Annotated in this window: 13 protein-coding genes; 12 read left to right on the top strand and 1 reads right to left on the bottom strand. The window is 43.5% G+C overall.

The genetic code is table 11. From position 1 onward, the window contains the following. Positions 1-173 precede the first annotated feature (173 nt). From LGO15_RS20960 to LGO15_RS20975, 4 genes are all read left to right on the top strand, one after another. On the top strand, positions 174-1139 hold the full coding sequence (locus tag LGO15_RS20960; protein WP_167833566.1) for an ABC transporter substrate-binding protein: 966 nt from the start codon (positions 174-176) through the stop codon (positions 1137-1139). 383 nt (positions 1140-1522) lie between these two features. Next, a complete protein-coding gene (locus LGO15_RS20965) occupies positions 1523-3067 on the top strand; it encodes a spore germination protein (protein ID WP_226085787.1) in 1545 nt (514 codons plus the stop codon). Between the two features lie 19 nt (positions 3068-3086). Beyond that, a complete protein-coding gene (locus tag LGO15_RS20970; RefSeq protein ID WP_226085788.1) occupies positions 3087-4187 on the top strand; it encodes a GerAB/ArcD/ProY family transporter in 1101 nt (366 codons plus the stop codon). Continuing rightward, complete coding sequence (locus tag LGO15_RS20975; protein WP_226085789.1) at positions 4174-5241, top strand: Ger(x)C family spore germination protein; 1068 nt, start codon at positions 4174-4176, stop codon at positions 5239-5241. The genes LGO15_RS20970 and LGO15_RS20975 overlap by 14 nt, the downstream gene beginning before the upstream one ends. A 43-nt stretch (positions 5242-5284) precedes the next feature. Here the strand turns inward: LGO15_RS20975 and LGO15_RS20980 are convergent, their stop codons facing one another. Further along, a complete protein-coding gene (locus LGO15_RS20980) occupies positions 5285-6460 on the bottom strand; it encodes an FtsW/RodA/SpoVE family cell cycle protein (RefSeq protein ID WP_167833563.1) in 1176 nt (391 codons plus the stop codon). 361 nt (positions 6461-6821) lie between these two features. On the opposite strand from LGO15_RS20980, the gene LGO15_RS20985 reads away from it, so the two are divergent. The 8 genes from LGO15_RS20985 to LGO15_RS21020 all read left to right on the top strand — a co-directional run bounded on the left by LGO15_RS20985 (position 6822) and on the right by LGO15_RS21020 (position 14604). Next, positions 6822-7604 (top strand): undecaprenyl-diphosphate phosphatase, encoded by a 783-nt coding sequence (locus LGO15_RS20985; protein ID WP_226085790.1) that lies wholly within the window; start codon positions 6822-6824, stop codon positions 7602-7604. 775 nt (positions 7605-8379) lie between these two features. After that, positions 8380-9300 carry a helix-turn-helix transcriptional regulator gene (locus LGO15_RS20990; RefSeq protein WP_226085791.1) on the top strand — a complete coding sequence of 307 codons (921 nt, stop codon included), beginning with the start codon at positions 8380-8382 and terminating at the stop codon, positions 9298-9300. Positions 9301-9302: 2 nt separating this feature from the next. Next, on the top strand, positions 9303-10163 hold the full coding sequence (locus LGO15_RS20995) for an ABC transporter substrate-binding protein (RefSeq protein WP_226085792.1): 861 nt from the start codon (positions 9303-9305) through the stop codon (positions 10161-10163). Between the two features lie 51 nt (positions 10164-10214). Beyond that, positions 10215-10913 carry an ABC transporter permease gene (locus LGO15_RS21000; protein ID WP_226085793.1) on the top strand — a complete coding sequence of 233 codons (699 nt, stop codon included), beginning with the start codon at positions 10215-10217 and terminating at the stop codon, positions 10911-10913. Next, the gene (locus tag LGO15_RS21005) at positions 10910-11641 is read left to right on the top strand and encodes an ABC transporter ATP-binding protein (protein ID WP_226085794.1); all 732 of its coding nucleotides are present in this window, start codon (positions 10910-10912) and stop codon (positions 11639-11641) included. The genes LGO15_RS21000 and LGO15_RS21005 overlap by 4 nt, the downstream gene beginning before the upstream one ends. Positions 11642-11851: 210 nt before the next feature. Beyond that, a complete protein-coding gene (locus tag LGO15_RS21010; protein WP_226085795.1) occupies positions 11852-12322 on the top strand; it encodes a hypothetical protein in 471 nt (156 codons plus the stop codon). A gap of 43 nt (positions 12323-12365) precedes the next feature. Then, positions 12366-13109, top strand: a complete 744-nt coding sequence (locus LGO15_RS21015; protein WP_226085796.1) for a (S)-benzoin forming benzil reductase — start codon at positions 12366-12368, stop codon at positions 13107-13109. Between the two features lie 145 nt (positions 13110-13254). After that, complete coding sequence (locus tag LGO15_RS21020) at positions 13255-14604, top strand: HAMP domain-containing sensor histidine kinase (RefSeq protein WP_167833556.1); 1350 nt, start codon at positions 13255-13257, stop codon at positions 14602-14604. Positions 14605-14626 lie beyond the last annotated feature (22 nt).

Here is a 14626-nt window from a genome sequence, read left to right on the forward strand (position 1 = left end):
AACTTTACGTGAAAAAAGGGTTCTTTTCACCAGTTCGCCTAACAAGTTCACAAAATCGTCAATGATGATGAAAATCATTATCAATTAGTATTGACATCTCACTCTCTTGCATTTTATCATAAGGATGCAGTAATTGAAAACGATTATCAATACCAATCTAGGAGGAAGTACATATGAAAGTCTCAAAACATTTACTGGCTCTGATCAGCATCTTCACCATCCTGCTTTTGGCAGCATGCGGCAATAATGAAGATGAGGCAAAAAATACAGCTGACGAACCAAAGGAAAAGGAAGAACAAGGCTATACAGTTGAACATGCAATGGGTGAAACCACTCTGGAAAAAACTCCGAAAAAAATCGTCATCCTGACGAATGAAGGAACAGAAGCACTTCTTGCTCTAGGAGTCACTCCAGTTGGTGCCGTTCAGTCATGGACTGGCGATCCTTGGTATGACCATATTGCTGAGGATATGAAAGATGTAGAAGTCGTTGGTGTTGAAAGCCAGGTTAATGTGGAAGCCATTGCTGCGCTTCAGCCTGACTTGATCATCGGAAATAAAATGCGCCAGGAAGATATTTATGAGCAGTTGAAAGCAATTGCACCTACCGTTTTTGCTGAGGACCTTCGCGGAAACTGGAAGAACAACTTCGAGCTTTACGCAAAAGCTGTCAACAAAGAAGAAAAAGGCAAAGAAGTCCTTGCTGCTTATGACCAGCGTATTGAGGATTTGAAAGAAAAGCTTGGAGATAAAATAGATACAAAAGTATCGATGGTCCGATTCATGGCCGGCGATGTACGTATTTACCACAAGGATTCATTCTCAGGCGTTATCCTTGAACAGATTGGTCTTGCACGTCCAGAAAGCCAGGACAAAGAAGACTTTGCTGAAAAAGGTGTAACGAAAGAAAGAATTCCGGCAATGGACGGGGATATCCTATTCTACTTCACATATGATGAAGGCGACGGCAAAGCAACTGAAGTCGAAAAAGAATGGATTGAGGATCCGTTATTCCAAAACCTCGAGGTAGCGAAAAAAGGTGAAGTCTACAAAGTGGATGACGCCATCTGGAATACAGCTGGCGGAGTCAAAGCTGCCAACTTGATGCTTGATGATCTTGAAAAACATATGTTGAAATAAGCTCTTTTCTCAAACATTGTTGCTTTTGATTACAAATAGGATTGAATGACTTGCAAACTTGATTCTTTATAATGAGAAAAGAGCTTGCAAACTTAATACTTGCCAGCGCAATGTGTATGTATACGTTAAAATCGGCTTTAAGATTTTAACAACAATCTTTACAAAAGCTGACTTAAATAAAATCCCCCCAAGATTTTATTTTAATAAATCCACCTCCCCAATATATATAAAATGGAGAAAACCCGCAGAATTCTGCGGGTTTTCTTCTTTTTATCAGCCCTTCTGGTTAAGTCTAGTATCCATCCCAAATTTTCCGAAAGAGTTTTCATAATCCTCCCATTTTCGGAAATGATAAACGTAAATCAAGATTGGCGGAGATTGCAATGAAGAAGCTATTCAAGAAAAAGTTGATGGAAGACATTGAAAAAGAAGTTGCTAAACAGGATACCGAAGGCCAAAAGCCTGATCAATATTTAAATGAACACGAGTGGGAAAATACACTTTTTAAATCTAACGATTACAAAAAGACTTTTTATGTCAATCAGAAGACGAAAAAAAAATTCTGTTTTTCCTTCATGTCTACTCTTGTGGATGAGAGCATCCTTCAGAACAACGCCCTTCCCTATTTGCTGGAAGGAGATTTCAATGAAATAGAGGATGTTAAAAAGCTGATCCCTATTGCGGATGTCCAAGTTACAGATAAAAACGAGGACATTGAGATTAAATTGTTTAATGGATATGTCCTTTTGACCCTTGAGGATGAAGAGAAGTACTTTGCTTTTGTTGCAGCTCAAAAAGAGGTTGTCCGAACAGTTGCACAGCCTGAAGTAGAATTCAGTGTAATTGGCCCAAAGGAATCATTCGTTGAATCCATTGACCAGAACCTTAACATGATCCGGAAAAGGGTTCCTGTAAAAGAGTTAATCATCGAGAAATACACAGTAGGATCCATTTCCAAATCAGGAGTGGCCATCCTTTACATTGATGGCATTACCAATCAAGAAAACGTTCAAACTGTTGTTCAGCGGGTCAAAGAGATTGAGTTTGATGAAATCACCGATAGCTCCTATATCGTCCAGTTGATTTCTGATAATCAGAACTCTCCCTTTCCACAGCTTCTTGATACAGAAAGACCGGATCGGGTAGCGGCAATATTAGCGGAAGGGAAAGTTGCCATCCTTGTAGATGGTTCACCACACGCATTGATAGGACCCACAACTTTAGTAGAATTTTTCGGCTCATTCGAAGACTATTTCCTGAATTATCTATTGTCTTCTTTTTTCCGGCTGATTCGTTTATTCGCGGTTGCTTTCTCGATCCTGATCACGCCAATCTATGTCGCAACCTTGTCCTATCACTACGAATTAATTCCAAAGGACCTTTTAAGCACACTCATTACATCAAGAAGGGAGATTCCGCTCCCTCCTATACTTGAAGCGTTATTCCTTGAGCTGACGATCGAGCTATTGCGTGAGGCCGGAGCCCGGCTGCCAACAAAGGTCGGCCAGACAATTGGTATCGTGGGCGGTATCGTAATCGGGACTGCTTCTGTTGAAGCTGGACTGACTAGTAATGTCCTGCTGATTATTGTTGCCCTTGCCGCACTGGCATCCTTTACAACACCCGTATACCGGATGGGCAACACCATCAGGTTACTGCGTTTTCCTTTCCTGTTCTTCGCTGAACTCTGGGGGTTGCTTGGAATTGTTGTCTCTTTTTCCTTCCTGCTGACTCACTTGCTCAGACTGACATCGCTAGGAAGACCCTTTTTGGAGCCTTTGTATCCTCCAAGAATCACTGACTTCAAAGATGCGATCATCCGCCTGCCGTTTACAATGCAATACAATCGGCCACAATATTTGAGGACGGAAAACCCTGTCCGTTTCAACGAGAAGAAAGCTAAGGAAAAGAAGGACATCGATGAATGAGCATTGGAGGTTTTGATTAGTGCAGCAGCAAGTTCCCGAAAGATTGCAGGTTTCACCGTTTCTCGTTCTCTATTTAATCATGTCCATGCAAATCGGTATCGGGGTGCTTGGTTATCAGCGCATCATCGCAAAGGCTGCTGGCTATGACGCCTGGATTTCCGTTCTTGCTGCCGGCTTGAGTATCCATATCATCATTTGGATGATTTATAAAATTTGCGGTACAGTACAAGGTGATATTGTAGCTGCAAATGCATACGTTTTCGGAAAGAAGATCGGCAATGTTTTAAGTGTTTTGTTCATTGTTTACCTGCTTATTTTTGCCATGGCTGTTCTGCGCACATTTATTGAAGTCATTCAAGTTTGGATGTTCCCGGAGATCAAAGTGTTCTGGTATAGCCTTGTATTCATGATCCTGGCGATTTATATCGTTTTTGGCGGTTTCCGAACAGTGACAGGAATCGCTTTTTTCTGTATCGTTCTTCCAAGTTACTTGTTGCTGACCTTTGGTTTTGCACTGAAATACGCGGAGTTCAGCAACCTTTTGCCCATTTTTGATCATTCTATTAAAGAACTCGCTACCAGTGCCTATCATATGTCCCTAACTTATATTGGATTTGAAATACCCCTATTTTTCTATCCATTTATCAAAGACGCACCAAAATCCCAAAAATGGGCCCACCTTGGCGTACTTTTGACTACTTTCATTTATACCATCCTGGCGATCGTTACGTTCGCATATTTTTCAGAGGCTCAGCTGGCCAAATCCATTTGGGCGACACTGGAAATGTGGAAAATTGTCACCATGCCCTTCGTCGAGAGGTTTGAATATATTGGGATTGCCAACTGGAACTTGATTATCCTGCCGAATATCTGCATAGCGCTTTGGGGAGGCAGCATGATTTTAAAGAGGGCGTTTAAGCTTCGGCAAAGAAAAGGAGTCATTGTGTTGGCACTGATTTGCCTTGTTGCCGTTTGCCTTTTTGATACTCGCGCTAAAATCAATCTTCTTAATGATTGGACTGCAAAAATCGGTTTCGCTATGACCTATATTTATATTCCGATTTTATTTATCGCCACAATGATCGCCAAGAAGGTGAAAAGTAAAAATGAGAATGAATAAAGTATGTTTGTTAATAGCCGCGGTAACCATCCTTTCTGGTTGTGTTGAAAAAGAAATCATTGACGATGTTAATATTGAAATGGGCGTGGGATATGACATGGTTGAAGATGATAAAATTGAAGGCACCATTATGATTCCGATCTTTAACCCTGATAAAAATATCGGCAATTTCACTTTCTCCGCCAAGGCTTCAAGCAGCAGGGACCTCATCCAGGAAGTGCAGCGCAAGTCTGCCCAGCCAATAGTCACCGGTTCACTGGAAATTGCTTTGTTCGGTGAAGAAATCGCAAAAAAAGGAATTAGCGAGTTTTCTGATGCTTTTCAGCGCGATGCAAGTATCGGTGCAGGAGTATATTTTGCAGTAGCCGATGAATCGGCAAAGAGTATATTATCAGGAACATATGGCAACAGGGGCAACGCTGTCCACTTGTCCCGGCTGATTGAGCATAATATGGAAACACGGAATCTTCCAGTCACCAATATGCATCGCTATTTATTTGATCTCTATCAGAAAGGAAAAGACCCCCATCTCCCAATTCTAAAAAAAGTGGAGCCAGAGATCATTGATATAGTTGGAATTGCACTATTCAAAGAAGATAAGATGGTAACTGAACTTCCTACCGAGAAAATGTTTTTTTTCAAGCTTCTGACTGATAAGTTCAGCGAAGGGGCGTTCAAGCTGAAAGTGGATAAAGAGACTGTGGTCATTAAGGATTTGGATTCCAAACACAAATATAAATTGATAAAACGAGATCCATACACTGTGACTATTGAACTCAAAATTAAGGGCCTGATCCGTGAATATACCGGAGAAATTGTGACCCCAGCCATCATCAAGAAAATCGAAAAAGAATTTGAATATCAGGTCAACCAGGAATCCTCCGCCATGATAAAAGACTTCCAAGAGCGGGGCATTGACCCATTAGGATTCGGACATTTTATAAAAAGCAAAACAAGAGGCTTCGATTTTAAGAGATGGGAAGATGAATATAAAAATTTAACGGTCAATGTTAAAACAGATGTGATTATAACCGAAGTAGGGATTGTTGAATAAATGAAAGAGGGTTTCCCAGATGATAACGGGAAACCCTCTCTTTTTATGCAGATGTCGAGAACATGTATTTCTTATAATGGTACCTTATTGAAAAGATGAGGCTCACTGCGAGCATATTCCCCATCAAAGAGCTTCCTCCGTAGCTGATAAATGGCAACGGGATTCCCGTGATTGGCAAAAGGCCGATGGTCATTCCGATATTCTGGAATACGTGGAAGGTGATCATACTGATGACGCCTACACAAATATAGGTGTAAAAATCATTCTTCGTTTCCATGCCAATTTTGGTGATTTGGTAAATCAGCAGGAAAAACAAGCTAACGATGATGCTTGCTCCAACGAAGCCGAACTCTTCGCCGATGATACTGAATATGAAGTCAGTATGGCTTTCGGGCAGGTATACTTCCCTTGTGCCATAGCCCTTCCCGATCGTTTCACCTGAGCCGATGGCCAGCAGCGACCTTGTAAGCTGGAAGCCGGTGGTGCTCTGGTAATTATAAGGGTCAAGCCAGGAATAAATCCGGCCGAATTGGTATTCCTTCACCCCAAGATATTTTTCAAGAATCTCTGGCTTCCAGATCACAAAATAAAAGATGATCGAAATCAGTGAGATACCTGTTCCGAAAATCGGCACAAGGAGCTTCCAGGTGATGCCTGAGATAAAAATCATCCCCAGCATGATGGCGATATACACAAGCGATGTTCCCAGGTCAGGCTGCTGCATGACGAGCAAGAGCGGGACCATCGTGACAATACCGATTTTAATCAGGAGCCAAAAATCCGTTTGAATGGATTTAAGCCGATATTTCTGGTGGTGGTCGACAATCACTCTCGCAAGTGCCAGGATGATGAACACCTTCACCAGCTCTGACGGCTGCAGAGTACCCATTGCCGGCACTCTGTACCAGCTTTTTGCACCATTGATGACAGGAGCGATGGTGGAAGGTGCAATGATCAGACCTATCAGCAGGACCAGACCGAAGCCATAGGCATACCAGCTCAATTTTTGCAGCTGGTCCGAATCGAGCGTGATGACCGCGGCGATGATGCCCGCACCGATGATGTACCAGATGATTTGCTTAATCAAGAAATTGTCCGATCCATACTGCCCCGTCGTCTGAGCGCTGTAAATGGCCACGCAGCTTGACAGAAATAGTAAGATCAATATCGTTACCAGCCCGTAATCGAGCCGGGAATTCGTTTTTGGATTCGAAGTCATTTTTATTCCCCTTTTAAAATGAAGGCAGATTCCTACTGAGAACAAAGGTGTTATAAAGTAACCTTAAATGAAGAACTGTTCAATACTTCATTATATTTTTTTCGACAATAAATCACAACTTCTGACTATGAAATGGTTATTATTACATATCTAAAAATTTTTATTCAGGCAATTTGGCGGAGGGAAATGGATTTTGATGGATATGGATTGTCGTTCCTATTTCGATCTTATAGATTCCCCTAGGCTCTTCTTCCTTGGATTAATGTTTGCATTGGAGTCAGCTATAAATTGCGTGCATAGAGATGGGACATGTTTCATAGCTTTGTAAGGGACAAAGTCTTTGAAAAAGTGGGGATTCTGTATGCTATCAAAAATTGAAGCTTTCATCCTTGGGATTATCCAGGGCCTGACTGAGTTTTTGCCGATCAGCTCTACCGGCCATCTTTATCTGGGCAGAAATTTGTTTGGCCTTGAGGAGGCGGGCCTGCTGCTCGATACGATGCTTCATGTAGGTACGCTGCTGGCAGTATTTGTGTTTTATAGATACGAATTCATCAAGATTTTGAAAAATCCGTTTGGGAAGCTGACCTTCCTCCTAGTTGTCGGTACGCTGCCGGCTGTTGTTGTCGGTTTGCTCTTCGAGGATTACTTTGATGAGATCTCCAAAACCGGTGTGACGATTGGCTGGGAATTCCTGATTACTGGGACTCTGATGTGGTTTGCGGACTCGATCAAAAATGGCCGTAAAAAGATGGATGATATCAGTTATACAGATGCGCTCGTGATTGGCAGCTTCCAGGCAGCGGCGATTTTTCCGGCGATTTCCCGTTCGGGCTTGACGATTGTCGCGGCGCTCTGGCGAAAGCTCGATCGCGAGACTGCTGCCTACTTCTCTTTCCTGCTTTCAACACCTGCGATTCTTGGCGCAATCGTGTTACAAGGAAAAGACCTTTTCAGCGGCGGAAGTGAGACGATTTCAATCCAGGCACTGTTGATTGGCATTATTTCAGCTGCGATTTTCGGTTATATCGCAGTAAAATGGATGATCGGCTATCTGAAAAATCATTCTTTGAAGCCATTTGCGATTTATGTATGGATAATGGGGCTGGTTGTGCTGTATTTTCAGTATACAGGGCAGTTCTAAATAGCGGGAATTTGGATTTTATAGCGAGTTTTATTTTTTTTATAGCGACTTTGACTTTTTTATAGCGACTTTTTCTTTTTTATAGCGACTATTTCTTTTTTATAGCGAGTTTTCCGTTTTTATAGCGACTTCACAGTTTTTATAGCGAAATGGAATTTTCCGCTGATTTTTTCCAGTTGAATTCATTCAGCACTCACTAAAAATGCACACCATTCACAAAATGGTGTGCATTTTCCATTCTATTAGCAGCCGCCGTCTCCGCCCATCAGGACAAGACCTTCACGGTACTCGTCATATTCAAGTGCCATACCTTGAGTATAGTCGACGATATTGGATTCGATTGCGACTTGGATTTCATTAATTACGATTACATGATCATCTTCTTCCGGCTCCTCCAGAGCCAGACCAATCTGCGGGCCTCCTCAGCCAAAGCCGCCGAAGTATACGCGGATACCTTCTGCGTTACGCTCAGCGAGGATTTCTTTTAAAATGTCGCGCGCTTTATCTGAAATCTGCATTCTCCCTTTTCCTTTCTACATCAATTCTGTCTAGTGCTTAGTTTACCATGGTATCAATAATAAATACACAATACTGCCCGGAGTATTTTGTGAAGGTTATAATTGGAAAAAATGAGTCTCTCCAGCTTTAATTGTGAACGATTTGTGATTAAAACATGACGAAACTAAACAAAACTTAACAAAACCAAACAAAAAAGCATACCCATCTACTGAATATTCTATTATATTTAGTTTAGGATGAAAAGGAGGGAAACCATTTGCAAATCTACACTCCAGATGAAATTGCTTCCATGCTGAAAATCTCAAAGAATACTGTCTATGAGATGATTAAGCGCGGCGATCTTGCAGCCTTCAAAGTCGGCAATAAAATGCGAATTGAAGAAAGTGAGTTTGAAAGATATAAAGCTAGCATGTCCGCAAACCCGATGAAAACGCAGGAATCAAAGGCGGCGGCCCAGCATTCATTACAGCTGGCAGGAAGCCATGATTTTTTCGTAGAACAACTAGTAAAGTACATAGCGTCTGAAGGAACAGGGCTATCCATCACCCCCTCCTATATCGGCAGTCTTGAGGGATTGATGATGCTCTATCGTGGCAGCGCAGACATTGCAGCTGTCCATCTGCTCGATCCCGCATCACAGCAATACAATCTTCCCTTCATCCGCCAGCTGTTTGTCCATGAGCCGATTACGGTAATGAGACTTGCATCCAGGGAGCAGGGCTTGATTGTTGCAAAAGGCAATCCAAAAAACATCACCGGAGTCAAAGACCTTGCAAGAAGTGATGTCAAAATCATCAATCGGCAAAAAGGGGCCGGAACACGCTTCCTGCTCGATTCCTTCCTGGCCAGTGAAAAACTGGAGCCCGCAGCAGTGAATGGATATGAAAATGAAGAATGGACTCACCTAGGGGCAGCAGCCCATATCACCCGAGGAACAGCAGATGCTGCCTTCGGAATAAGATGCGCAGCAAGCCAGCTTGGTCTCGACTTCATCCCGCTAACAAAAGAACAGTTTGATCTAGTGTTCCGCTGGACACCCGGAAACAGGGAAGCTCTCCAGCATTTGATCGATTTAATCCAGCTCACCAATTTCAAAGACAGCATTGCAGACCTTGATGGCTATGATGCTGAGGAGTTCGGAAGAATCATTTACGGAAATCACTTATCGGAGGCATAAGCATGAAACTCAAACATTTAATCTCACTTGTACTTGTACTAATGTTCGCTTTTGTAACAGGCTGTTCTGATTCAGCAACAAAAGAAGCTGAAAAAGACCCAGAAACCAAAACAGAAAAAACCGATTTGATCCTTGCTACCACTACAAGTACTCAGGACAGTGGGCTGCTTGATGTCCTGAAACCTGATTTTGAAGAAAAAAATAATTACAACCTTAAGATCATTGCAGTAGGTACAGGACAGGCACTTGAGATGGGTACACGCGGTGAAGCGGATGTCCTTCTCGTCCATGCTCCTGCAGCGGAAGAAGAAATCGTGAAAAGCGGCGATGCCATCAACCGACAGAAGGTCATGTACAATGACTTCATCCTTGTTGGACCTGCTGAAGATCCAGCGAAGGTAAAAGGCTTATCAGTTCCTGAGGCATTGACAAAAATCACTGAATCGAAAGCGTCATTCGTTTCCCGCGGTGATGATTCCGGCACTCATAAAAAAGAACTTGCTCTATGGAAAGATTCTTCACTAGATCCGAAAACCCTGGGTGATTCATACATTGAGGCTGGACAGGGCATGGGTGCGACACTGCAGATCGCTTCTGAAAAAAAGGGCTATACCTTGACAGACAGAGCTACCTACCTCGCCCAGAAAAAGAATATGCCTGACACTGACATTTTGGTAGAAGGTGACGAGAGCCTGCTGAATATTTATCATGTTATGCAAGTGAACGACGAAAAACATGATAAAGTAAATGCAGAAGGTGCAAAGGCATTTGTTGAGTACATGGTTTCAGATGATACAAAGAAGATCATCAAGGAGTTCGGTGTGGACGAATACGGCCAGCCATTGTTCTTCCTTTTTGAATAATAATACTAGATTCGTTTATTAGACTAAATTCGAAAGAAAGCCTGATTGCCTATGGAACTTTTACTAGAAGGGTTAAAAAAAGCGATAGAGATGATCTTATCGGGAGATCGGGAAATTTTCGAGATTACTTTGCTTACCCTGAGAGTCTCGATTAACGCTGTTTTGATCAGTACATTGATCGGCATTCCGGCTGGGATGTTCCTTGGACTTGCCCGCTTTCCAGGCAGGAAGTTCATCCTTGCCCTGGTCAATATTGGCATGGGCCTCCCTCCTGTCGTCGCTGGTCTGTGGATCACTCTTTTCCTATGGCGATCTGGTCCGCTAGGCGATTTTGCCTGGCTTTACACACCTACAGCGATCATCATGGCCCAAATATTAGTGTCTCTGCCAATCGTTACAGCGTTAACAAGTACGGCCTTCCAGCAGATCAATCCGAAGTTGATTTTGCAGGTAAAAGCGCTGGGCGCAACGAAAATGCAGCTTTACTGGATCTTGATGAAAGAGGTAAAGCTTGCGATTCTTGCAGCCATCATCGCCGGGTTCGGGAGGGTCATCGCAGAAGTAGGAGCCGCAATGATGGTTGGCGGCAATATCAGCGGTGAGACGAGGATCCTGACGACCTCGATTGTCATGGAAGTATCGAAAGGCAACTTTGACATTGCCCTCGCGCTTTCATTCATTCTGATGACTCTGGCATTTATCATTACGTTTACTCTGACTTATTTACAGCAAAGGAAGCGGAGCCTATGACCCCACTGATTACTGTGAAAAACCTGGAAGTAAGAGCAGGCAGGAAAAGTCTGCTGTCCATCCTCCACTTTGAAATTCAAGTCGGAGAAGTCCTTGGAATCATGGGTCCGAATGGTGCCGGGAAGAGTACTTTCATCAAAGCATTGTCGCTTCTGGAAAAGCCAACTCAAGGAGCGATTTTCTTCAAGGGCCAAGATATCTCTAATGACTTGACTCTTGAGATGCGCAGGAAATTCGCTGTCGCGATGCAGCAGCCGCTGCTTCTAGACACAACCGTTTTTCAAAACGTCGCAATCGGCTTGAAACTAAGAAATCTTCCACGTACAGAAGTAAAACAGAAGGTTGCATACTGGCTCGATAAATTCCAGATCAGCCATCTCGCAAAAAAGCAGGCCGTCCATCTGTCCGGCGGCGAGGCTCAGCGTGTCAACCTTGCGAGGGCAATGGTTCTGGAACCCGAAGTCCTATTTCTCGATGAACCCTTCTCTGCACTTGACTTCCCCACGAAGGTGCAGTTATTGAAGGACATCAAGTCGATCATCGAGCAGACGAAAACGACTACGGTCTTTGTCAGCCACGATTTAATGGAACTGAAATACCTTGCCGGAACGCTGGCGATCCTAATGGATGGCGAGCTCAAACAAACCGGTCCCACAGAGGAAGTGTTGTCATCCCCCAACGCATCTGCTTCCACTTTTATAAATGACTGGAAAAGTCTTCTCAATTAGTTGCAAACAGCATGGCAAAGCGCCCATGCTGTTTTTTCGTGGCTGGAATAGCCTTTTCATTGGATGGCTGAAAGCCAATCATTTTTTTGTTGGAATAGCCTTTTCAATTGGTTGATGTATGGTTGAAGAAACCATGCTGTTTTTTTAAAAGGAAATCCCTCTCTTTTGTCTAATTACTACTTTATAAAACCTTCAAAGGAGTCTGCTTACATGGAAATGAATACGGATTTTACAACTCACAAGCAAATGGCGATTGATTTGTTCAACCTGACCTGGGATCTGATCGAGAAACAGGATCGGACGGAAAGTGATGATGATACCATGCTTTATGCGGCAATGTCTTCACGCTACCATTGGGGACTTGTCGGCACGCCGCTGAACTTTGCCCGCGGGGAATGGCAGATCTCAAGAGTGTATGCGATACTTGGGAGAAGCGAGGCTGCCCTCCACCATGCGAGGAAATCGGAGAAACTTTGTCGGGAGCATGACCTTGGCGAATTTGACCTCGGTTTTGCTTATGAGGCGATCGCGCGTGCATATGCCCTGTCAGGAGACGCTGCCGACCAGGAACGATATATGAATCTCGCGCTTGAAACTGCTGAAAAGGTAGAAACGGAAGCCAATAGAAGCTGGCTCTTGAAGAATATTCATTCAGTCAGCTCAGGATTCATACCAGTGTAAAAGCCAGATTACGAACAGAAGTTTACATAAAGGAGAATTAAAAATGGAATACGCAATCGTAACAGGTGCCTCAAAGGGACTTGGAGCATCTGCAGCACAAGAATTCATCTCAAAAGGAATCTCTGTCATATCCGTTTCCAGAAGTGAAAATATTGATTTGAAACAGAGTGCTGGGGTCAGCTATAAACACTATAGCTGCGACCTTTCTTCTGCACAGCAGGTGCAAAGCGTCTTCGCAAACATCTGCGAGGAAGTTTTTCAACATGCTGAAAATGTATATGTTATCAATAATGCTGGAGTGATTGAACCGATTGATATAGCCGGAGAACTGGATGCTGCTTTAGTTCAGAGAAATATCCAGGTGAATTTGTCGGCACCGATCCTGATCAGTAATTTATTTTTACAAAAAGCAAAGGAAACTGGGGCCAGAGTCATCATCGCAAATGTAACTTCCGGTGCAGGAGAGCGGCCGATCCAAGGCTGGAGCATTTATTGCAGCACAAAGGCCGCTGTCAATATGTTCACGAAGACTGCTGGCCTTGAGCTTGAGAACAGCGGAAGCAGCAACAAGGTCATTGCCTTCAGCCCGGGGATCATGGATACTGACATGCAGGTAACAATCCGTTCTTCATCGGAGGAGGCATTCGCTGACGTGGATACTTTCAGGAACTACAAAGAAAGCGGCAGTCTCCGCAGTCCCGATACTGTTGCCGGGGCGCTTGTCAAACTTGTATTAGCTGATCATCTCGATAACGGGAAGATTTATAATGTGAATAACTTATTATGATTAGGCTGTTTTCGTAAACTATCCACGCAAAAACCGTCCGATAACAACGGCGAAGGTTCCCTCCTTCGCCTTTTTGTTCTTCTGCTCTGTTTCTGGATACTTTTTTAGTATGATGAAGGTAAGATTAATCATGGGAGTGTCATAAATGGATCGGATTTCTTTTAAGATCGGGACAGTTTTTTTCATAACGATACTGCTGGTCGAAGGTGTTCTGTTTTATTACCTTCATTCTTCTATCATCCATTCAAGAATTGACGAGGAGCTGGCTTCCCTGCAAACGCGCGGCAATAACCATCGTGATATTCTTGAAACTTCCTATAGTCAGGAAACCATCCACCACATCACGACTATGGAATCGCGGACGGACACCCATGTCATTATCACTGACCAAACAGGTGAGGTCGTGTCTTCTTCGGTTCCAACCGATGATTCAATGCAAGAAATCATCACGGGTACACCAGATGATGTTCCTCGAACTGGCTTGGTCTTGGAAAATGACTGGAAGGATAAGCAATATATAGCGTCTGTCAGTCCTTTGGAGAACAGCGGGGCTGTTTATATGTTCAAGAACACTGAGCGGGTCCAAAGCTTGATAACCAAACTGAACAAGCACTTCTGGCTTGCCGGAATCCTCCTGCTTGTTTCAATGGCGGTGATCATCCTTTTCCTATCAAGATTCATCACCAAGCCTGTAATTAAAATGAATGAAGCGACTTCAAAAATTCGTCAGGGCGACTATTCTGTTACGCTGCCTCGAGGTGGAAACGATGAATTGGGCGAGCTTTCAGAGTCAATCCAGGTACTGGCCGATGACCTTAGCCACATGAAAAGGCAGCGCAATGAGTTCCTCGCGAGCATTTCCCATGAATTACGGACACCTCTCACCTATATAAAAGGATATGCAGACATCGCGGCGAAAGCAGGAACAACATCTGAGGACAGAAGTCACTATCTGCAAATTATCCATGAAGAGGCAACGAAGCTTTCGGGTCTCGTCAAAGGGTTATTCGACCTTGCAAAAATGGACGAGAACACATTTACCATCCAAAAAGAAACGGTAGAGCTTTGTGAGTTCATGCGTGGCATTCACTCGAGGTTGGCTCCTTCTTTTAACGAAAAAAATATTGCGCTTAATTTAGTCTGTCATGGGGAAGTCTATATCGAGGCTGACCCGACCCGCTTTGAACAAATCATCATCAATCTGCTGGACAATGCAAGAAAGTATTCTGAAGCAGGTACTGCAACTTCGATGACGGTTTTCAAAAAAAGCGGCAAAGTTCAGATCATCGTGAAGGATGAAGGAAAAGGCATCCCTGAAGAGGACCAGTCCTGGGTTTTTGACCGCTTTTACCGGGTGGACAAATCTCGGTCAAGTGCTTTAGGGGGTTCAGGTCTTGGACTAGCGATTGTAAAGGAGCTCGTGGAAGCGCATGGCGGAAAAATCACACTCAGCAGCAAGCTTGGCAAGGGCACAACTTTCGAAATTATTATTTGATTGGTTTTAAAATCGTGAAACA

Origin of the sequence: Mesobacillus sp. S13, assembly GCF_020422885.1 — a bacterium.
Classification (GTDB): Bacteria; Bacillota; Bacilli; order Bacillales; family Cytobacillaceae; genus Mesobacillus; species Mesobacillus selenatarsenatis_A.

Excerpts from the sequence above, each read along its gene's own strand:
- LGO15_RS20965 (WP_226085787.1), top strand. The coding sequence starts at position 1,523 with ATGAAGAAGCTATTCAAGAAAAAGTTGATGGAAGACATTGAAAAAGAA.
- LGO15_RS20975 (WP_226085789.1), top strand. The coding sequence starts at position 4,174 with ATGAGAATGAATAAAGTATGTTTGTTAATAGCCGCGGTAACCATCCTT.
- LGO15_RS20960 (WP_167833566.1), top strand. The coding sequence starts at position 174 with ATGAAAGTCTCAAAACATTTACTGGCTCTGATCAGCATCTTCACCATC.
- LGO15_RS20980 (WP_167833563.1), bottom strand. The coding sequence starts at position 6,460 with ATGACTTCGAATCCAAAAACGAATTCCCGGCTCGATTACGGGCTGGTA.
- LGO15_RS20995 (WP_226085792.1), top strand. The coding sequence starts at position 9,303 with ATGAAACTCAAACATTTAATCTCACTTGTACTTGTACTAATGTTCGCT.
- LGO15_RS21010 (WP_226085795.1), top strand. The coding sequence starts at position 11,852 with ATGGAAATGAATACGGATTTTACAACTCACAAGCAAATGGCGATTGAT.
- LGO15_RS21015 (WP_226085796.1), top strand. The coding sequence starts at position 12,366 with ATGGAATACGCAATCGTAACAGGTGCCTCAAAGGGACTTGGAGCATCT.
- LGO15_RS21005 (WP_226085794.1), top strand. The coding sequence starts at position 10,910 with ATGACCCCACTGATTACTGTGAAAAACCTGGAAGTAAGAGCAGGCAGG.
- LGO15_RS21020 (WP_167833556.1), top strand. The coding sequence starts at position 13,255 with ATGGATCGGATTTCTTTTAAGATCGGGACAGTTTTTTTCATAACGATA.
- LGO15_RS20985 (WP_226085790.1), top strand. The coding sequence starts at position 6,822 with ATGCTATCAAAAATTGAAGCTTTCATCCTTGGGATTATCCAGGGCCTG.
- LGO15_RS21000 (WP_226085793.1), top strand. The coding sequence starts at position 10,215 with ATGGAACTTTTACTAGAAGGGTTAAAAAAAGCGATAGAGATGATCTTA.